Annotated in this window: 13 protein-coding genes; 5 read left to right on the top strand and 8 right to left on the bottom strand. The window is 52.8% G+C overall.

Annotated features, from left to right (window positions below):
• Positions 1-87: 87 nt before the first annotated feature.
• Positions 88-1,245 carry a PH domain-containing protein gene (locus DM818_RS13945; RefSeq protein ID WP_153952829.1) on the top strand — a complete coding sequence of 386 codons (1,158 nt, stop codon included), beginning with the start codon at positions 88-90 and terminating at the stop codon, positions 1,243-1,245.
• Positions 1,246-1,411: 166 nt separating this feature from the next.
• Positions 1,412-2,404 (top strand): HNH endonuclease, encoded by a 993-nt coding sequence (locus DM818_RS13940; protein WP_153952828.1) that lies wholly within the window; start codon positions 1,412-1,414, stop codon positions 2,402-2,404.
• Positions 2,405-2,434: 30 nt separating this feature from the next.
• Here DM818_RS13940 and DM818_RS13935 read toward each other — a convergent pair whose 3' ends face one another.
• The 3 genes from DM818_RS13935 to DM818_RS13925 form a co-directional block, all read right to left on the bottom strand.
• A complete protein-coding gene (locus DM818_RS13935; protein ID WP_172977351.1) occupies positions 2,435-4,519 on the bottom strand; it encodes a KAP family P-loop NTPase fold protein in 2,085 nt (694 codons plus the stop codon).
• 37 nt (positions 4,520-4,556) lie between these two features.
• Positions 4,557-4,883, bottom strand: a complete 327-nt coding sequence (locus tag DM818_RS13930; RefSeq protein WP_153952826.1) for an antibiotic biosynthesis monooxygenase — start codon at positions 4,881-4,883, stop codon at positions 4,557-4,559.
• A gap of 111 nt (positions 4,884-4,994) precedes the next feature.
• On the bottom strand, positions 4,995-5,834 hold the full coding sequence (locus DM818_RS13925) for a hypothetical protein (protein WP_153952825.1): 840 nt from the start codon (positions 5,832-5,834) through the stop codon (positions 4,995-4,997).
• A 584-nt stretch (positions 5,835-6,418) separates the two neighbouring features.
• On the opposite strand from DM818_RS13925, the gene DM818_RS13920 reads away from it, so the two are divergent.
• The gene (locus DM818_RS13920; RefSeq protein WP_153952824.1) at positions 6,419-9,094 is read left to right on the top strand and encodes a DUF1156 domain-containing protein; all 2,676 of its coding nucleotides are present in this window, start codon (positions 6,419-6,421) and stop codon (positions 9,092-9,094) included.
• Between the two features lie 199 nt (positions 9,095-9,293).
• On the opposite strand, the gene DM818_RS13915 is transcribed toward DM818_RS13920, so the two are convergent.
• The 3 genes from DM818_RS13915 to DM818_RS13905 all read right to left on the bottom strand — a co-directional run bounded on the left by DM818_RS13915 (position 9,294) and on the right by DM818_RS13905 (position 17,811).
• On the bottom strand, positions 9,294-10,568 hold the full coding sequence (locus DM818_RS13915) for a hypothetical protein (protein ID WP_153952823.1): 1,275 nt from the start codon (positions 10,566-10,568) through the stop codon (positions 9,294-9,296).
• Positions 10,569-11,068: 500 nt separating this feature from the next.
• Positions 11,069-14,119, bottom strand: a complete 3,051-nt coding sequence (locus DM818_RS13910; RefSeq protein WP_153952822.1) for a restriction endonuclease — start codon at positions 14,117-14,119, stop codon at positions 11,069-11,071.
• 1,043 nt (positions 14,120-15,162) lie between these two features.
• The gene (locus DM818_RS13905; protein ID WP_153952821.1) at positions 15,163-17,811 is read right to left on the bottom strand and encodes a DUF1156 domain-containing protein; all 2,649 of its coding nucleotides are present in this window, start codon (positions 17,809-17,811) and stop codon (positions 15,163-15,165) included.
• A gap of 140 nt (positions 17,812-17,951) precedes the next feature.
• On the opposite strand from DM818_RS13905, the gene DM818_RS13900 reads away from it, so the two are divergent.
• On the top strand, positions 17,952-18,584 hold the full coding sequence (locus tag DM818_RS13900) for a hypothetical protein (protein WP_153952820.1): 633 nt from the start codon (positions 17,952-17,954) through the stop codon (positions 18,582-18,584).
• Between the two features lie 32 nt (positions 18,585-18,616).
• On the opposite strand, the gene DM818_RS13895 is transcribed toward DM818_RS13900, so the two are convergent.
• Positions 18,617-18,946 (bottom strand): hypothetical protein, encoded by a 330-nt coding sequence (locus DM818_RS13895; RefSeq protein ID WP_153952819.1) that lies wholly within the window; start codon positions 18,944-18,946, stop codon positions 18,617-18,619.
• A complete protein-coding gene (locus DM818_RS13890) occupies positions 18,943-19,260 on the bottom strand; it encodes a hypothetical protein (RefSeq protein WP_153952818.1) in 318 nt (105 codons plus the stop codon). The genes DM818_RS13895 and DM818_RS13890 overlap by 4 nt, the downstream gene beginning before the upstream one ends.
• A gap of 159 nt (positions 19,261-19,419) precedes the next feature.
• On the opposite strand from DM818_RS13890, the gene DM818_RS15415 reads away from it, so the two are divergent.
• A complete protein-coding gene (locus DM818_RS15415; protein ID WP_153952817.1) occupies positions 19,420-19,644 on the top strand; it encodes a winged helix-turn-helix domain-containing protein in 225 nt (74 codons plus the stop codon).
• Positions 19,645-19,978: the final 334 nt, after the last annotated feature.

The following is a 19,978-nucleotide window of genomic DNA, read 5'->3' as shown; positions in this document are numbered from 1 at the left end:
GTGGTCCATCCAGCCACAAATTCAGATCTGTCTGTCGTCCATGTGACTAACCAACAGTGATTAATATCGATACTTCGACGGTACAGTATGGGGATCTTTAGCAGTGGGGAGGATGACGATGTCGATGACTCTGTTGAGGAGCTTATCACGAATGCCGCCCACGACTCTGTTACCGAGGAGCGACTCACGAAACTGAAGCCCGGGCGAATGTCGAGATATCTCCATGACGATCCACTGGTGGAGTATCTGAACGAGGGAGAACAGCCACACTTCATTTTAGCCGCGAGAAACAAGGGCCCGAGCGTAAGTGGATCAAGCTCCCTTACGATGCCGGAGAAATCGGGAACTGGCATGACGATGTATCTGATTACTGACGATCGTTGGCTGACGGTTACAGCCAATCAAAACGGAGACCAGACACTGGACGTTTCGCTTGACGACATTGACGGGGTTGAGTATGAACTTGGAGGCGTCGGTGCACACGAGATATCGATTGGGATAGCCGACTCTCAAATCACATTCCCAATTGCAAATATCTACGATGACGACGATATCGAAGCAGTGTCTGCGTATCTATTTGAATCGACCCGTGCGACTCCGGAAGATGGGATTGAGATTGCAGCAGGGTCTCCAGATGAGGCTCCAGATGTGTCTAGTGAAGCGGAACCCAATGACGAAGCTGCATCGAATTCAGCCGACGACTACGCAGAGCAAATCGCTAATGCAACGGGTGACATTCGTGCAGAGGATCTTGCAGCTATTGAGGAATATCTGGACCCTGACGAGCAAGTCCACTACATACTGAGGGGAGCCAGTATCTCAATTGAAGGAGGAAACAGTGATGATCGAAAGGGGTCGTTAACGGGTACTGTTCGGAGTGCGGTGACTGATCGGCGGGTGCTGACGGTTGTTCCTCAAAAGTTGATGGGAGATGACACGAAGAGTCTCGCCTACGAGGATATGGGCGGTGTTGACTTCAACAAGGGATTAGCAACAAAGTATCTCAAGATTCAATCCCATGGTCGAACATACGAAATCAACACACGGGATGCGGAAAACACGAAAGCAGCAAAAGATTTCATTCGCCAGCGAAAAAGTGAGGTGAGAGATGAAAACCAATCGGCAGCAGGGTCATCCCCAGATCCGACGGAACAATTGAAAAACATCAAAGAGCTCCACGACGCTGGCGTCCTCTCAGATGAGGAATTTGAGGAAAAGAAGACAAACTTGCTGGACAAGATCTGACGCAGTCGCTTATTCACCCACTCGTGTTCGGGTACTCTGGCTATCGCCGGTGGAGACTTGATCTATAGCCGGATAGACCGCAACTGTTCGCGCATCTGTGAACGGAGGTTTAGTATCCCGTAACTTGCGACCGCAGACTGATACCCAACGAGCCTATGAGACAGATATGACGGATGACCGCCGGATGACGACGGATCGATTCTACGGTGGGGTTGATGGCCGGCTGGATATTCTCGCGACCCTCCTCAATTGGATCGACGAGACGGAGCCCACAGAGGAGGCCGTTCATGACTGGATTCTCGCTGAGACACGTGCCCGGAGTCGCGATGCTGTGGGGAAGCATCTCGGCTTCATTGCGGCCCTTGAGCTGATCGAGAGTGACGACGACACAGTTACGATTGGTGACGCCGGGGCTCGGTGGCTCACGGACCGTGACCCCCGGATATTTTATGAGACGCTTACTGCCAATGTGAAGGGCTTCGAGACACTCCTCGCGGCGTTCAGCGAGCGTGGCGAGCTCACTGACGATGACCTTCGCGACATCTTGGTTGATGCGTTTGATGAGGCCCAGATGGAGACGGCTGGCCCAGCTGCCCGCCACCGCGAATGGTTGCAAGCGCTTGGCTTCGTCGCCCGCGATGATGGCGTGAATACGTTGACGCTAACGGGCGCCCAGCTGGCCAGCGAGCAGCGTGCTGAGATGGGGGAGCCACCGGACGCTGACGACTCCGCACCCGACGGCGTGCGCAGTGGTGGGGACACATCACCGACACGACGAACACGCGCAGTGACACGTGTGCAGCGAGACCAGTCGCTCGTTGATACGCTCAAATCGCTGTATGCTAACCGGTGTCAGCTCTGTGGTGATCGGCGCCAGTACGACCAGACAACGGGCTTCTCGCATGTACATCATCTCCAGCCGCTCGGTGCGCCACATGATGGCCCAGATGTGACGGCCAACATGCTCGTTGTCTGTCCGAATCACCACGCTGATCTTGATCATGGGTTAGTCGCGGTCGATCCTGAGTCGCTCGAGATAACGCATGCGTACGCCGATGCCGAGACGAACGCGACGCTCACTGTCGTTGATGAGCATGAGCTGGGCGCGGCGTATCTCCGGTATCACAGCCAGGAGCGTGTCGAGCTGGGGGAGAGTTGACGGCCCGATTGAAGCTTAATGATGTCTGGTCTAACTACTGGCCCGCCAATTCGCTGGGTCAGCTGGATCGAGCCCGGCGTCCAACATATCTGTGGCTCGTTCATACCGTTCGAGAATAGAGGATTCCTTGTCAGTCACTGCACCAGGATCTCGACTAAGCTTGTTATCAATCCGCTCTCGATCTATCCATCTGTAAACCTCCTCGGGATCGAGGTAAACTGTCTCTGATCCATCGGTGATATCCACCTCACTCATTCTATCAATAAATTCCAGGAGCGTGAACTTGCTCCCGATTGCCGCCTCAACCCAAGCTTTTGGCTCGCTTGATGTACCCCAAGTCGCCCAGGCGTCCAGAATTTCGTTGAGTCGGGGCGTTAGGGTTAGCTCATCATTATCTACTGTGTCCTTAATCGCCATCACAGTGGCCTGTTTTAACGACCCGATATTGACTTGCATGTCGACTACTTCGGCGGGAATTTCTTCACCCTCTGGACGAAGGTATGTGTTCAATGCGTAGACGGCTAAGTGTGGTGAACTCCCTGATTTGATGCAGTTGGCTAAAATCTCGGGATAAGTTGGTGAGCCCCCGCAAATTTCATCAATGAGGGTTTCCATATTTTGGTAGTTCTTCCGAACCGACCGATCACTTGTGCGAGCAATCCGCTCTGCCTCAGCAAACACCGCTTCCAGTATTGATGAGTATGCATCGGGAGAGATTTTGTCAATTTCCCCGCACAATCTCTCTATGATCAGCTGTGGATTCGCCGCACTCTCCTCTTGTGAGTCCTTGGTCCCGCGTATGAAGACGGTCCGGAGGTACTCATTATCGTCCACATTTTGGAGGATTATATTCATCTCAGTACTCGAAACTGCCCCATCCGGAACACTGAGTCGGAAGTAGGTCGGAAGCCACGCTTCATGACAAATCCGCTTGTCTGCACGCATCTGGGCCCAATCTGGTGGCTCTGGGTGTACATGTAAAATGTCCTCTGCCAAGGGAAATAGCGTCGACAGAATCTGGTTCACCGGAGTTGGATTCTCCAATGGATCGAGTAAATAGCTATATGATTCTTTATTTACATTATGTGGCTCACCAGGACTGCCAACAAACTGTCCTGGTGACAGTTTGATTGCATTATATACGTCCTCATGGAAGACACGGAGAGTCTCTAATCCAGCCAAATCAGTGAAATTTGTATCCTCACCGATAGAGGCATACACCACCTCAATTGCATTTACAAGCCGGACTACTTCTCGTGGAGTCTCCAATAACGGCAAGATTCCCTGATTGAGAAGCCGTTCCCATCTCTCGGTCATCGGGGGGCGTGTTCCGCGAATCGTCTCGATCTGATCGATAAAGATTGCTTCCAGAGCCCCAGATTTGTGCTTTGGAATATGGAGTGGGAGCTGCACGATTTTCTCCAGGTACCGCTTCCCATCACGGAAATTACCCTCCTGTTGCAATGCATCAACGATAATGCCCTTTTCAAAGGCTAGGAGATACACAACATTCGGAAAGTCTGCGATGCTCTGGACCAGTTGAAACATTTGAGTAATCTCGCTGGGGGAGAGCCGGTCCAGATCATCGATAATCACGACTATTTTCTGGTCTATCTCCTCCAACTCTGTCTCGATATCTTGCTTCAGGGTGTCCACACTGGTTGGATCTTGATTCAGAGCACCTCTGAGTGCCTCAAATCCCTTGTCAGCAGGGATCCCTGTGACTGCACCAAACGGGATATCTGCGAGGGTCGAGGAAAGATCCGCCAAACTCTCGCGAATATCTGCATAGTCGCCATTAGATTTCAGTTGGGCAGCCACCTCTCCAAGGAACTTTTCGATTAAATCACCACGGCCAGAGAACCACCAAGGATTGAAGCGAACTACTGTTGGCGCGGGGTCGGTGGCACTCAATTCCTGCTCAACAAAATTCAGAATTGTACTCTTTCCAGATCCCCAAGGGCCGTACACGCCAATGGTGTAGCCGCTTGTGGGTGTTCGGGCTGTAATCGTCTCTGCAAGATTCTTCGCAAATCCTGCGTACCCCAACCGATCCCGGTCGACCGCCTCAAGCGGCTTGTCTTCTCGTAATTGGCCGTTGGCCTCCTCTGGCATTATTCCACCAGACAATCGGCCGCTACTTAGTAGGGTCTCATGCCACTGAGGGCGGGTCGGCATCGTCGCCGAAGCCGTGCCCGTACGAGTCGATAACTTCGGTGATGGTGACTTCATACGCATCATACCATTCTTGCCACCGGGATTTTGCCTCCTCGTGACTGGCTGTCTCGCCGAATGTCGCAAGGGCATCTAATGAGGCCCAATGATAGACGACAAGCACTTGCTCACTGTCGTGGGCCTGCCACACGCGCTTGCCGTGATAGTCGTCCATCTCTTCGGCAGTCGCCTGTATCTCGTCGTGTAGCTTGTGAAACGCACCGTCGTACTCCCCTGGATCAAGCCGGAACGTGACGAGATACATGCAAGTGGGTATGGCGGATGGTGGTAAGATGCTTTGTGTGGGTGAGAGAGGAGATACTTTTTCAGCGTGATTTATCAATGGATGATCATCTCTCCGCAGCTCCCAGTAATATCACACACTTGGAGAGAAATGCTTCTCGGCCATCTCCTGAAACCAGGATTTGAATTGGTCGTATTTCTCGTGGCCGTAGATCTCTGCGGCAGGGGTTTGCCAAAGCACGCCGTGACGTGCGAAATAGAGCCCGACGGTGGAAAATTCCGACATGCTATCGAGCTCATCGCTGGCCAAATCAGCGAGTACGGCGTAGCCGACAAGCTGGCGCCAGTAGTCCGGCTTGATCGTGTAGTCTTTGACCGTCTTGATGTCGATGAGGGAGTCATCCAGAATAAGATCCGCATCGGCGCCATTGACTAATCGAGATGCCGAGCCAAACGTGGGATTCAACAGGACACGCTCTGCGCCACGAAACTCCTCGGCCGGAATGGTATCATACAGCTGGCGAAGATCCGTGATATCGCCGTCGGCGGCCTTGCCCAGATCCTCTGGGGGGCTCCCGGACCGATAGATCCAATCGAAGCGTGCAAGATCAAGCGTGCCAGCCAGCAGCTCATCAGTCAGCTCACCGGTGTCGAGATAGGCCTGGTGTGCCTGTTCGATCGTCTCCATCCGGTCGCCAAGGCTGACGGTATCCGGCACAGTCGTGTCCATGTCGACGGTTTCCGCCAGTGAGAGCCCCTGGTGTGCTACCCACGGTTGTGACTCGGTGCCAGGATATTCTCGTTCCAGCCAGAAGCGCAGGATGTAGTCGAACGCGGTCCCGATAAGTGCGTAGTTGGATGTCTGTGGCTCGGCACGCCGCGGTGGCGTTTGTTCCAGTGATGGCCGCTCAAACGTCTGATCGATGAGGATGCGAGCCCGTTTTTCATCACCCAGGAAGCTCGTGAGACTCATGTTCGGGGATAGGTGCGAGCCATGATAACACTGTGTCCTGCACCGCTTGCTGGCCTCATCTCAAGTGGTGTATTGGGTCGGTATTCGCGATATGAACGCCTCTACGGCTATTATCGTATCGGTGTTTGGCGTGGACAATAGCGGCCAATCTGAGGGACGACCATGCTGAGGTTCGCGGTTAATCGTCTACCATCTTATTCTACATAGAACACAGATCACGGGGGTTCAATCCTGAAACAGTGGTAGTACAGATTGTGACGCCCCGCATACAGCGTCAATGTTCGGTTTCTACTGTAGAAGATGAATTCGCCTGGCTCAAGCTGTTAGAAGGGGAAAAGAAGGGGCTTGAGTTTGCGATCTACGGTGATCATACGACACTGGGCCGGCTTCGTCAGGCCGATGAAGTCACCCTAACAATCGAGAGTCAGAATCAACGGAATACGAAATGGAAGATTGTCTCTGTGGATGCAGTGGAATCATACTCCTGACGGGCCATGCCGACTCGTTAGATTTCACGAGCAGCCCGATACAAAGCTTCTACAGACGGACTTATTTATTCCCCAGAAGATAACAAGTCAATCACTGTGTCTCAAGAAACCAATTCTTCGAACGACTCTACGACCCGGACAAAACTACCGATTGAGCGAGGATTCCCGATTGAACGGGTCAACGAAATTTCTTCTAAGGAGAGCCGAGCGCGTCAGCACTATCGCCCAGTCTATACAATGCACAAATGGTGGGCAAGGCGCTCGGGGGCGGTGTTTCGGACAATTTGTCTCTATTCATTACTGACTGGAGAAGCAGATGAGACAGTATTCGAACCCGGAAAGAATACGAATCTATCTGATTATGCGGATGGCAGCTCAAAAATCCGCGATTTGATTAGTGAGGTAGACCGAGAAGACCCTGAGTCACTCTGGAACCTCTTCACGAAGGATGTTCGTGTACCTGATAAGAAGATTCTTGATCCGTTTGTCGGGGGAGGTACGTCTATCGTAGAAGCATCTCGATTCGGGGTTGATACTGTTGGCTATGATTTGAGTCCAGTTGCCTGGTTCATCACAAAAAAGCAACTTGACGCTGCTTCGGCTGAAAAAAGCGGACTTAAATCGGTATTCTCAGATATTAAGACGGATGTAGCCGATGAACTACAACGCTATTATAAGACAAGCTGCCCGATTGAGAGTTCGCATACCGCAGATGTGATGTATTATTTCTGGGTGAGGGAGCTTGATTGCGTCTCGTGTCAAAACACCGTTCCGCTATTTCGAGATTATCGAGTGGCGAAAGGTCGGTATGAGAATGATGACAAATACAATGTTTACTGCCCGTCATGTGATAGCGTAATTCTGGTCGATGACTGGCAGTCTGAATGCACGTGTTCAAGCTGTTCGTATGAATTTGTGCCAAAAGAAGGGAACGTATCGAGAGGAGATTATACCTGCCCCGACTGTGGACAGAAGTACGGGCTTATTGATGCCGTTCAAGAGCAAGGTGGATATGAGACCCGCCAATACGGGGTTGAATACTACTGTTCAGAGTGTGATGAGGAAGGTCGAGCACGAAGCTCGGTAAAAGGGTACAAGCGAGTTGAGTCTGAAGATAGAGAAAACTGGAGGGATGCAAAAGAGGAGTGGGATCAGAGTAATGAATTGAACGAGTATATCCCAGATACAGATATCCCACTGGGTATAATGACCGATAGCACGGAGTTTAGTGGGAGTATTGGTGGGGGACATAACATCCTACGCCATGGATTTGAGACGTGGGCTGACTTTTATAATGAGCGGCAGTTATTGTGTCTAAGTACTCTACTCCGCCGAATTGACCAGGTTGAAAATCAAAATACGAAAGAGCTGCTTCTATTGGCCTTCTCGGAGTCTCTCAATTTCAATTCGACACTAAATCCTTACCAAGCAGCAAGAAACCACACGAATCATCTGTTCAAAACCAACGCTTTCGATACCCCAACAAAGATCTCTGAGGGAAATCTTTGGGGAACAAAATATGGAATCGGGACGTTCCAGAGCACCTGGTCTATGATTTTGAAAGCTGTGGACTACGCGAAGGCGCCCACAGATCGATACGTTGTTGATGGGAACACCGAGGAGACCCCACCGTTTGGGCAGCCAATTGGCGAAAACAGCGAGGTTTACCAGGGTGATATGCGGACAATAGAAGCCACAGACGAGTTTGATGCGGTCATCACTGACCCACCGTACTACGATAATGTCCTGTACTCCGAAATTTCTGAGTATTACTATGCCTGGTTGCGGTTGATCCTCGGCGACGAGTATGATTGCTTCACACCGGAGCACACCCCACGAAAAGAGAGTATCGTCGCAAACCCAGCATTAGAGAAAGGGCCTGAGGAATTTGAATCTGAATTGCACGAAGCGTTTAGCGTGATCAGAAACGCTCTGAAAGAGGACGGCGTCCTCACGTTCACCTACCACCACAGTGATTCTGAGTCCTGGGGTGAACTTCTTGAGTCACTCTGTGACGTCGGGTTCGAGGTGACAGCCACATACCCGATTAGTGCAGACGCTCACAAGTTCATCGGCGGCGAAGCAGTTGAATTCGATATTATCATCGTGGCTAGACCAGTCAGCGAAACTACACCGACATCTTGGAACAGCTTACGGAGGAATGTGTATCGTACCGCACAAAAGACTCGAAATCGGCTGGAAGGGGATCGAGAAATATCACGTGGAGATATCGGTGTGATTGAGATGGGCGAATGTTTCCACGAGTACTCAAAACACCATGGGAAAGTCATGCGTGCCGGCGAGACAATGTCCGCGAAAGAGGTTGTCAAAGAAATCTACGGCATTATCCAGCAGGGGAGCGATATCGGAGAAATCGACGTGTTCCTTGATCTTCTTGAAATTTCAGATCCGACGTATAATGACTTAAACAAGTTGACCCGTGGTAATGGAGCAAATCCCGATAAGATGGAGTCTATGTGTCTTTACCACATTGAGGGAGGCGATTTTGTCCTGGGAACATGGCAGGATGGCAAGCGGATGGCGTATATTCAAGAACGGGTGAATGGCGACGGTGCTGAAGCGTTAACCTCTCTCGACAAGGCCCAATTCCTTCGTTATCGTTACGAACAGGGGAAAACTACGCACAATTATCTCGAGAAGTGGGGAGTGAGTGACGATCTCCGAGAGCTTTGTGAGGGATTAGCTGAGGCGACAGGCGATGAGGTTTACACGCGGATCCTGGGAGGGGACCAATCTCTCGGGAATTTCTAAAGTAAGTGCTTCCCACCTGCGGTTGTTTGAGTATTTACGAACGTGTGATTTGTAATCGACACTCTCCAGCTGGTTGATGCCCCCCAATTTCCTGCACAACAGGGTTTGTCACTGTAGAGAGGTGCATGTGGCCGGGAGAATACTTGCTGATGGATCTGAGGGTAGATGGGCCGTCAAACAGAGAGCCATGAAGCGCGGCCTACGTGGTATCGGACCAGTCTTCGAGGAACGATTCGAATGTCTGTGTTCGGTTATCCTCCGAGACAATTGGATTGGTTGGGCCTGTCGGTCTTGTTGGCGAGCCGTTCAGTGTTCTGTCTGGGGTGGCATCGATATATTCGGTTGGGTCAATCGCTGACCCATCATCAAGGATGTTTCGCCGAGCTCGGGACCTAAGTGGTTTTCTGAGCTGTCGAATATCTTGCGCAAAACATCGCTCTTCTGTCGGGAATATTTCGGTGTCAATGTAATCCAGATAGTAGAGTGTTGCAACGTACTGATCGCACAATACGTCAAGTTGTTCGGCATCAGCAAACTCCGCATACTGTTTTATAGCGTCACCGACGTGGTTGCTTGCCCTTCGATCAAGAGTACCCTCCTTGACCCGGCGATAAGCGGCTGAAGATACAGCCGCAACGTTGGCGTATATTACCCACAATTCCTCAACTCCTGTTGGGGTCTCTTTTGAACCTTCGTCCTCTTCTTGCGCCATGTTAAGATCCTTTCGGCCAGGTGGCCAGACGTCATTACTCCGCCCACCTGACGCGAGGATCTGATATGTATGCTCATTCAGTTTCAACAAATCAACCGCCAAGATTTCCCAGACATAGATTCGCAGGTCGTTGCTTCCCTTGCTATCCTTGATTGTCGGTACAACCTTCTCTGCATGCGTTTGGAGGCTATCTGTGATAAATTCGTGTTCTTGATTGTCAACCGCGTTTTCGAATATTTGATCATACGCATGGCTAGTTGGCTTGTACATTGCCTGCCTGTTCCTCTCAGTTGGGGGCTGACCAATCAAATCTGCGAGCCCTTCGAGAGAGTACTCAATACCGGGCCGATACTCTGCATCAACACTTGTTTCTGCAATTTGTTGAAACGTCTTTGGGAGCAAGTTCCAGTTGTCCCGATACTGTGTTTCAGCAAGTATCTCGTGATATGAGGGAAATTGCTGACACAGTATCTGTTCGATATCATTCTCGGCCTCCAATGTGCCACCTATCGCCTGCGTTTCGTCCTGGATAAGTTCCTCAATGAGATCCTGAATCGTACTGATGCCGAGTTTAGCTCCGTGTAAGTCCCCAGTTTGAACACCAGTTTGAATGAGCGATGACGTCGTCGCAGTTAACAGATCGAAGGGGCCCAGCGTCGTTGGCGCATTTGCTGCGGACTTGGCATCTGATGCGAATGATTCCTTGTTAAAATCATCCCGTAGCAATGACAGCGTCCCCTCGGGAGTTGTGAGTTCAATCATTCGGGTAACAAATCGATATAGCGTGTATCCCGAGACAAATAGGAGACACCCGGCTAAATACGTACACACACTCGCGATACTGGGTTGAGAAAAGCTGACGAAATAGAGACATCCAGTAAGGATTAGGAGTACGCCTCCCAGAATTGCAACCGTATCGCGAAGGATTGATGACTTGCGGATCAACTGTGGCAGTCGAAGCGCATATTCAGACGCAGACATCTGCACGGTCACAAAAAGTAACGAGAAGACGATGGCGATGATTGAGCCGGTGACTCCCAGAATCGTCTGAATAATTGACGCATATCGCTCTGGAGGAAGCGGAAAATACCAAGCGAGTATCCCAGAGACGATAACCGAGCCGAGCCCGAGACTGAGGATCGATCGGCTAGACGGTTGAGAATTTCCTACTTGGTTTCTCATGTATTCCGTAGTTACGGAACGCTCAGATGGGTCTTTCGACTCATCTGTATCTGTCATATAGCTAGGCAACTATAGAGCCGTCATTCGCTCAGCGTATCGTACGCATCCTGCACCCGGAGGAACGTTTCCCGGTCGCCATCCGACGTGTCCGGATGACACTCCTTGATTCGGTCGCGATAGGCTTCCTCGATTTCCTCCGGTGTTGCATCGACCGAGACGCCAAGGACAGCCGCAGCGTCCGCCTTGTCGGATGGCGTCGTTCCCAGCGACTCATCAATCAGCTGTTCACAGCGTGGACAACAATACCCGGTTGAGCCATCCGGGAGCGTGACTTCCGTCAGCTCGCCACGGAAGACTTCGCCACAGGCGTCACACCGCGTCTGTTGCTGCTGTTGCTGTTGGTGGTGTTGCTTGGACCGCGAGCCCGAGCGACGCTGTGAGCCCGTTGTGGTACGCGACTGCGACCCTGTGGCGGACCGTGATGTGGACCGACTGCTGGTCGACTGCCCGGAGCGAGGCGGGCTCAACGGCGACTCCGTCAACAGCCGGACCAGCGTGGCGCCGTCAATCAATTCGACTTCATTGCCAAAGTCATCGGCGGCGGTTTGGGCCGTCTTCGTAAAGCCAGATGTCGTAATGACGACGGCCCGACTCGCGCCAACTTGGGTGGCGGCGCCGACCGTTTTCTGGATGGCGGGCCGGCCAACCTTGTTCGAGCCGGTATACCGCTTGGCCTGGATAGCCAGCATCTCACCGTTACCGCGGGCGACGACATCGATCCCGCGGTCAGCAGACTGGCGGGTGACTTGGGTGGAATAGCCACGTGCCGTATAGAGCTCGGCGACGAGCTGTTCGAATTCCGTTGGGTCAAGCGCAGCCAGATGCTCCGGGCGCCACGTGCCGGTTGAGAGATGGTCGATGTAGTCAGCAAGCTCCGTTGCGGCCGAGAGATGCATGTCTGCAAGCGCCGTCTGGAGCTGGGTTTTCAGCTCGGCCTTCGATGCGTCGACATACTCAAGCGAGAGTGACTGGCGTGTCTGTTCGGCCTCGGCGACCGTCTTGATGAGTCGCGCCGCCTGTGAGAGTGATGTCGCGGCCCCGTCATAGGACGACTTGTCGGTCGTCAAGGCTCGCTGCATCACGCTGCGGACCGCCGAACAGTCATAGCCAGCTAATACGTCTGCACCCTCGTTTGCGGTGGTGACACACTCCGTGGCGGCGTCGATGTATTCCATTACTGCCGACTCACCAGCTGACTCGGCGGCGCTTGCCTGCTGGAACGCACGCGTAACGCCATCCGTCGCGACTGATTCACCGGCAAACGTGAATTCGGGGGTTGTTGCGGCCTGCCAGTGATTGTATTGCGTGAGGATGGTCGTTGCTGTCTCAGCCGCAGCATGCAATTCGTCCGGGTCATCGAAGGCGTCTCGTAGGGTCGTCGTGAGCTGTTGACGGACAGGATCAGCTGTCTCCACGTCCTCAAGCGTTTGTGAGAGGCGTTCAAGCGCCGGGGCCATCTCGATGTAGGCGTCTATTGTTGTTTCCAACTCGGCGTAGGGGAGATTGTCATTCGTCAATGTGATGAGGCGACTACCTAGGATGCCTGAATCATGCGAGTCAAGCGCAACCTCTACCTGCGAGAGTGTATCCCGCGGAGAGACACCCGCTAAGGCGCCGTCTTCGAGTGGATATGCATCACGAAATTCCGCGACCAGCTCTGCAAACTGGTGGTGGCGATAGCGACTGCTGGATTTGCGCGCGCCGGCGTAGACGCCGCCAATTGCGGTGACCCCGAGGAGGGAATCGATGGCTGTCTGCCGGCGACGGGCGCTATCTAGTGATTGTAAGGCAGCTGCGTAGCGTTCCTCGCTGATTGCCGTCTCGGCCTGTGCAAGCTTGCTGCCGCTCACAAGCTGGTTTGTGCGGCTGCCGATGGCCATTCCCGAGGGGTCGCTCAGTTGTCGGTGGCGGTCAAGGGCGATGCCACGCTGCCCGCGATAGCAGGCAATTGACTCGCCACGGATTGCGAGAACCCGGCCATCGTGGATCCGGACATACCCGACAGTGTCTGTGGAGCCGGCACGGTCGTCGGACCACCGTACCGCTCCTGTTGCCGGATCACGCATGGCAAACCGCCCGGACCGCGAGCCGGTGTAGAGCGCATCCCCAATCAGCGAGATATCAGACAGCTCCGGCTCCAGCTGTTTGCGCCAGACATCGCTCCCATCCGCAGCAGTGATTGCTTGCACCGCTCCCTCGACTTGGTAGTAGAACCGGTCGGCATCGGCTGTGATATCTGCGACCCGTCCGTCAGTGGTAAGCGATGTGACGAGCTCGCCAGAGTCGATATCCAGCAGTGGAAGCGAGTCTGTCGTTGTGCCGACGGCGAGTGTTGTGTCCATTCCATGGAGTCGGTCCGGTGGGTCCGTCTCGGCTTCCCAGCGTGTGTTGCCATCGTAATCGAGACTCTGCACGTGACCGTCAACAATCTCGAAGCCGTCATCGGTTTGCTCCTCTTCGGTGATGCCAAGGATGATCTGGTCGTCGGTGAGCCAAAACGATGTGGCGAAGCCGACCCACTCAGAGAAGTGGCGGGTGCCATCGGTTCCAATGCTCGTCACGCGGCCGCGATTGTAGCGACCGGGGTCACCGCCACTGCCAGCAATATACTGAGAGCTTGCATAGAGGAAGCCTTGCTTGTGGGAAACGACGCGATACGGCTCTTCGTACTCTGTGTGATCCTCCCACAGTCGTGTGCCATCCAGATCGAAGGCTGCGACTTTGTCGGGGAGACTCAGCAGGATCGTCTCTCCATTGACTGCCGCGTCATAGATGCTTTCTGAGCTCGTGAGTATCTCTTCGCGGGCGCCAGTGGCCAGATCAATCGCCTCGACCGCGTCGTCAACGTAGGAAAAGTCGGTTGCGGTAAGCGCAAGCACGCGGTGATCATTTGTCTCCCCGAACGCAAACACCAAATCAGCAACCTCAGCTGTCCACGTGTGCTCAAGCGGGAGGCCAATGTGGTAGTCTGCGCCAGCTTGTTGACTCGCTGTTGCGTTTCCGATTGCCGCGAGGCCGGCAACTGTCCCGGCGCCGGCACGCAATATCTCGCGGCGTGTGTGCCCCACCATTGATGATTTCCGCTTTGCTAACACGATACAAAGTTGTTGTTATCAGTAGTTGGTAGCGCGGGGTCGTTATTCGGAGGTGTGGTGAAAACTGAATCGAGAGATTCGGCCACTATGTGTGCATCTCTATCGTGGGGGGAACGGGTTGCCACTGGCTGCCTGTACCCAAACCAGACATCTCCTCTGGCAGCTATTTCGCTGCGGCACGTTTCAGCAGTCCCACGCCGATGAGGACGAGTATCCAACCACCGTAGCCAAGTGCAGTATCGGGCAGTTGCGGGCCAGCAAGTCGGAACCCGGTGTCTACAAAAAATATTGCCAACCCCGTCACAGAGAGCAAGATCCCCGGTAAGAGACGTTTGACACCCATTCATTCCCGCATGTAGCAGGCCTCTACAAGTAACTACCGCCCACGTTAGTTCGGTAGTTGTTGGCCGTCGGATTTCGCTGACGGCGCCGTCTATGCTGACCGCGTCATCGGCACATCTGGGTGAAGACAATGTGGTACGATCGACTGAGATTGCAATGAGACAGGAGCTCCTCGGTGGTGTTCACTCGGATATCGAGAGAGAGTGGAGGCGATGGCTTGCAGTGGGGTACGGCGGGCAGTGTGGTGGGGGCGTGGTACATCAGTGTGGTACCTAGTTGAGCTGGCTCGGGCCGCGGTCGCCGTGACTGCAGTCGCTTCGGGGGCAAATTGTAACCTATCAACACTGCGAGGTGTAAACCATATTCGGTGTAGAACGGCGATGTACACCGATATTGGTTGATTCCTCGATTCAGACTATTTGAATCTGTCGCACAAATCGGAGATAGTCGGCAGTGAAAATTAATTTCCGGTTGATATATCAGTCATCATATGGTGGATATTGGGAACCAGCAGTGGTCCATGTGTATCGCTTGGGGCCCACTCTCCATGCTGGATCGTCGGTGGTGAAGATACCGCATAGGGATGTGAATCGCGTGGATTGCGTCGGTGTCGGGTTGGATACTGTGAGATGGCAGCAGTGGTGTGGGCGGAGCGTCCTCGAGACAGCTGGGATGGGCTAGTCGAACGACTGAATCGAGGCGTCGCCCCCGAGGAGTCGTCGATAGGTGTCATCGCCGGTGGCATCTGCGAGATTTTCACACATATCACGGAGGCCATCGCTGACGCCCCATTTCTCGATGAGGTTTTCCCAGGATTCCCCGCGTTCGTATTTGTAGCGCAGGAGATGGGCTTTGTCGAGTGGGGTGAGTGACTCGGTGTCGCTATTGGTGCGTGATTGGATGTACGCGATGCGGTCGTCATCTTGCCAGTCGAGGAGCTCAAAGTCGCCGCCATCCATTCGGTATAGTTTCATGTCGCGAAGGCGGTCGGGATTTGCATCGGTTCCCTTGGTGAGCATATTCAGCTCGCTGTAGCTTGGGTCAGGGTCCGACAGCATGTCGATATAGACATCAAGTTCGCCAACCTCGCTGGCTTCCTGGAGGATGCCATAGATTTGCTCAACGACATCTTTGGCGTCCATGATAGAGTCGCCTTGGCGGACTTCGCCGTGATGCTTCGAGTATTCGTGGAAGGCGCGGCCCATCTCGATCACGCCGATATCGCCTTGTGAGAGCTCGCGATTTTCCGTCAGGCGGGCGTGGGTTTGCTTTGTTGTATTGAGGATGCGGCGACGGAGATTTCGCCACGAGACGGGTTCGCGGTCGCCTGCTGGGCGAGCCACGATGATGATGTCAAATTCGACTGCTTCGCCGGTGATGAACTTGTTCGTGTCTGCAGACACCGGATATGTTGCGGTAACTTCGAAGCCGACATCACAGAGTGATTCGAGCAATTCACCCCACGACTCGGGGTCGTTGTGATGGTAGGTGAACGTGAGGACGCCATCGTCTTTCAGAGCTTGGTGGATAGCAGTGAATGCTTCGTGCAGCTCCGATTCGAATTCCTCTGAGCCCTTGCCTAGGTATGGATTTGCAACGATGCTCCCTGCTCGTGGGGTCTTATCCTGATCGAAGCCTTCGTATTCATCTTCGAGGAGAATCTTTTGCCAGACGTAGAAGTAGTCGGAGACTTCCGAATAGATGATATTGTCGTAGTATGGCGGGTCGGTGATGACTGCGTCATACTCGTCTTCAGCGTCGATAAGTCGCATATCACCCTGGTGAACCGATGTATTCTCACCAATCGGCTGTGCAAACGGTGGCGTTTCCTTCGTTTCTCCGTCTTCGATGTAACGCTCGGTTGGCGCATTCGCGTATTCGACCCCCCTCATCACCATATCCCACATTGACGTAAATGTGCCAGTGCCGTACTCAGTTCCCCATACGTTATTTTCAATCGGCTCAGTGGGTGGCGCGAACGAATTGTTTTTGAATATATTTGTGTTTTTGTTGTAGTTCGGATTGTATATATTCATCATTGTGTTGTAATTAAGCGATTCAGAAAAGGTTAGCAACAGGAATTCCCTAGCATCGTCATTTTCTATATTGCTGATAGACTCCAATAGCGTGGCGAGACACAACAGTTGTCGGTCGTTGTACATATCTTTCCAGTGAGTGATATTATGCTGAAAAAGGTCATTACCAGAGACTTCAGAAGCAGCGGTTATAGCACCTTCTGGAATTTCCTCATCAGGGATATATTCATGCAACCCCTGGTTAGTGTTCCAATCTGTTTGTGCCAGTGAAAACCGGTCCAGATCAGTCTGGCCTACACTCTTGTATCCCTTGTACACGCCTCTCGGCTCGCCTGAAGAATCACAAGTCTCGCAATAGTATTCAATGGCATACAGCTCAAGACCGTATTGACCTTGCTCTTCGATTGCATCCACTATACTGTATTTTTGCCCACAATCAGAGCAAACATAGCTTCCTCCCCTTCGCGTGTTCCCTTCACTGGGTATCCATTCGTACCCACAGCTTTCGCAGATTGAGCTCTCCCGGTAGCTGTCAACATGGACAATATCGTCACAATCTGGGCAAATGACGACATCCTCATCATCATGATCATAGCGGCCAGCAGCCAAACGATGGTCATTAAACAACGAGACTTCATGATCACATGAAATACAATCCACCGTCTTCACCCAGAAATTATACATGATATCCGCTTCGTGATCCCCGTTCGGACACGGGGTTTTGTAGTACTCCTGTAACTTATCCGCCACCTCACTTTTGACCTTCTCGAATGCGGCTTCCAGCTCATCTCGGTTAGCTTGTCCGGCATCTAATTGTTTCTTGGAAACAAACCAAGCCACCGGATTAAGATCATACCCATCAGCATCTACGCCAAAGCGGGAGGCTTCAACTAATGAAGTCCCGCCCCCCATAAACGGGTCAAGGATTTTCTTGTCGTCTATACGTACATCTTTAGGATAGATGCCCCACAGAGATTCGGGATCAGACATATCGACTCGGTCGATGAGTCTTTCAATCTCATCTTGTGACCCTCCGAAGTTATCCAGTGTGTCGTTTTCCCCTGGTTCATGGATTTCAATATCATCTGGGTCATCGATTAGTGCGTAGAGTGAAATGGCACGAAATATCGAGCCCATTCTCCGCGCCCACCACTTGTGCATGGTATAGATTGGGCGGTACCATTGCTTCGCTCGCCCTTCTTTTTCGGCTATTTCATTTACTCGTTCAATTGGAAAGCCTCGTTCAATCGGCAGCTCGCGACGCTCGGCCGGCTCCTGTTCTTGAGACATAGTGATTACCAGCAGCCAAGCCGGGCGACTGTATAAACCCACGACACGTCAGTTATCATCCCAGCTCTGTTTGGCTAACTCAGTATCAATGACTTCGCCCCTTGCTAACACATATACACGATAGTCCGATACGCTGTAGCATGGTTAGCTTCCCAGTAATCGATATCCCAACTGCCATCGCAGCTGTCATCCTCAGTGTGGTGGCGACGTTTGGGAAAGAGGAGCTACAACGAATCCATCGCGAGCGACGAGAGGAACAAGAGGAAATCAAAGCGTGGCTCGGTGAAGTCGTCACATTGGCCAGAGAGATTCAGATTGCTGCAATGTCACATGAGGCCATGCAGGAGAGATTCAACGAGCAAGCGCCGCCGCCGGAAGAGTTTGATAATCTGATCGAGATGGGTGAATCTCTCAATCTTGATCAAGAACTCCTCGATGCGGTTGAGCATGCGCTCGCTGAAGACGACTCTGCAGAAGAGCAAATTATGGGCGACGTTCGAAATAGACGAGAGGAGCTAATCCCTGCGTTCATTGAAACTGCGACGGACGAATTCCAGTCGTACTACAAGCAGCTCAAGCTTCAATGGGCATCCATTCCCGGTACACACGACGAAGAGGCTATCATTGATGTGCGGGACAAGCTATTGGAGACAACCGCATCCTGCTTAGCTATCGCGAACCAGCAGGAAATCGAGCAAAGCCAGTATGAGGAGCTGTTTGAATCAGCTGGGGAATTAGCAGAATCAGCAGACACTGCAATTCAGACTGTCTAATTGGCGAGCGACGATGTCCCGGTGTTCGTTGACTACGGCCCGCGGAACACTCGCGTCCCCTGCGGCTCTAGCGGCTCACGCCGGTCGTTCACCGCAACACTGGACACATGCTCCTCGCCGGTGACATGCCACTTGCAGCCGGTCCACTCCTCTTCGATCCGGATGTAGCCATCCTCGAGTTTCTCAAAGCGCATCCGCCGGACATCGTGCGTCTCCGTTACGTACGTGACTGAGATGGGGCTCTCGTAGTGGATGGGCGATTCCTCCTCTGTGTCGTTCGCTTCACTTTCCGGGTTGCTGTCACCCGCACGGGCTCCGGCGTCGGCTACCTCTTTGCCATCTGCAGCGTCCTCGTCGCTCATGCGTCCATCCCTCGCTCGATGAGGCCCTTGATGCCGCCACCGTAGGAGCGACGCTCCCAGCCGTGGGCCGATGCAACGGCTTCCATGAATTCGTCCAGCGACTTGCCGTTAAGATGGTAGCGATGGTGACGGGTGCCGTCGGGGTTGATTACGTGGACCGTGCGCGTGCGTAGGTCCGCGAGGTAATCGCGGCCGTTGGTTCGGCCCAGACGGAAGTACGGCGGTCGGTGGCCGACATCCGGGTCGCGGTTGGTCGTCGATACGGTCGCATCGTGGCCGGTACGTTCTTGTCCGGCTGGCTGTGATTTGCTCATGGGTTTCACCTGTTGAAAACCCGGTCGCTTCGGTGCTGGAACACCGGAGTGACACCCTTCGATTCTGGGCTAACTCGCTTCGTAGCGACCGCGTTCTCATTTCATTTGTTATAGCGCAACACCCATAAATGCTTTCCATACAGAAACATTAGTGTGGGTATGGGAGCCGCCAATAACGGTCAAAAAGTGACAGATGGAGAATTGCTTCAAGCAGTAAAGGATCACCCAGATCCTGTAGTAAGTAATACTGAATTATCTGAAAACATCCCCCTCACGAGTACTAGAGTAAACCAACGATTGGCCCGGATGGAATCTCAAGGATTAGTCAAGTCGAAACGGCTGGGAAGTGGAAAGGCATGGTGGGTTCCCTCTTGCCCGGACTAGTCCAAGCGCATGCGTAACTCCTCAGCTGCCTGCTTACGGCCTGTTGGAGTCAGCCACCAGAGTCTACGGCCCGAAGCATGTTTAGATGTAACCCACCCATCATCATTCTCCATATCGTCTAGGAGTGTCGTCACTCTCTGCCGACTCACTGGGAGATTGTCTGCTACTTCGCTGGCGAACATAGCTGGATCTGCTGTCAGAATGAATTCTAACAGTACACGCTCATCAGTTACTTCTCTATCAGGCCCAGACGTTGGCATCTACGTTCATATTTCCTATCCTGCGTCATAGTTGCTAGGGAGAATCGCTGAGCCAGTATTGTTTCTGTACAGCA

The sequence above is a fragment of the Halosegnis longus genome (genome assembly GCF_009663395.1).
Classification (GTDB): domain Archaea; phylum Halobacteriota; class Halobacteria; order Halobacteriales; family Haloarculaceae; genus Halosegnis; species Halosegnis longus.
The sequence above is the reverse complement of the archived record's forward strand: the minus strand, read 5'-3'. Positions and strand labels throughout refer to the sequence as shown.

What these genes read in the sequence shown, in the direction of transcription:
- DM818_RS13945 (WP_153952829.1), top strand. Translation starts at nt 88, where the DNA reads ATGGGGATCTTTAGCAGTGGGGAGGATGACGATGTCGATGACTCTGTT.
- DM818_RS13940 (WP_153952828.1), top strand. Translation starts at nt 1,412, where the DNA reads ATGACGGATGACCGCCGGATGACGACGGATCGATTCTACGGTGGGGTT.
- DM818_RS13935 (WP_172977351.1), bottom strand. Translation starts at nt 4,519, where the DNA reads ATGCCAGAGGAGGCCAACGGCCAATTACGAGAAGACAAGCCGCTTGAG.
- DM818_RS13930 (WP_153952826.1), bottom strand. Translation starts at nt 4,883, where the DNA reads ATGTATCTCGTCACGTTCCGGCTTGATCCAGGGGAGTACGACGGTGCG.
- DM818_RS13925 (WP_153952825.1), bottom strand. Translation starts at nt 5,834, where the DNA reads ATGAGTCTCACGAGCTTCCTGGGTGATGAAAAACGGGCTCGCATCCTC.
- DM818_RS13915 (WP_153952823.1), bottom strand. Translation starts at nt 10,568, where the DNA reads ATGATTGAACTCACAACTCCCGAGGGGACGCTGTCATTGCTACGGGAT.
- DM818_RS13910 (WP_153952822.1), bottom strand. Translation starts at nt 14,119, where the DNA reads ATGGTGGGGCACACACGCCGCGAGATATTGCGTGCCGGCGCCGGGACA.
- DM818_RS13905 (WP_153952821.1), bottom strand. Translation starts at nt 17,811, where the DNA reads ATGTCTCAAGAACAGGAGCCGGCCGAGCGTCGCGAGCTGCCGATTGAA.
- DM818_RS13900 (WP_153952820.1), top strand. Translation starts at nt 17,952, where the DNA reads ATGGTTAGCTTCCCAGTAATCGATATCCCAACTGCCATCGCAGCTGTC.
- DM818_RS13895 (WP_153952819.1), bottom strand. Translation starts at nt 18,946, where the DNA reads ATGAGCGACGAGGACGCTGCAGATGGCAAAGAGGTAGCCGACGCCGGA.
- DM818_RS13890 (WP_153952818.1), bottom strand. Translation starts at nt 19,260, where the DNA reads ATGAGCAAATCACAGCCAGCCGGACAAGAACGTACCGGCCACGATGCG.
- DM818_RS15415 (WP_153952817.1), top strand. Translation starts at nt 19,420, where the DNA reads ATGGGAGCCGCCAATAACGGTCAAAAAGTGACAGATGGAGAATTGCTT.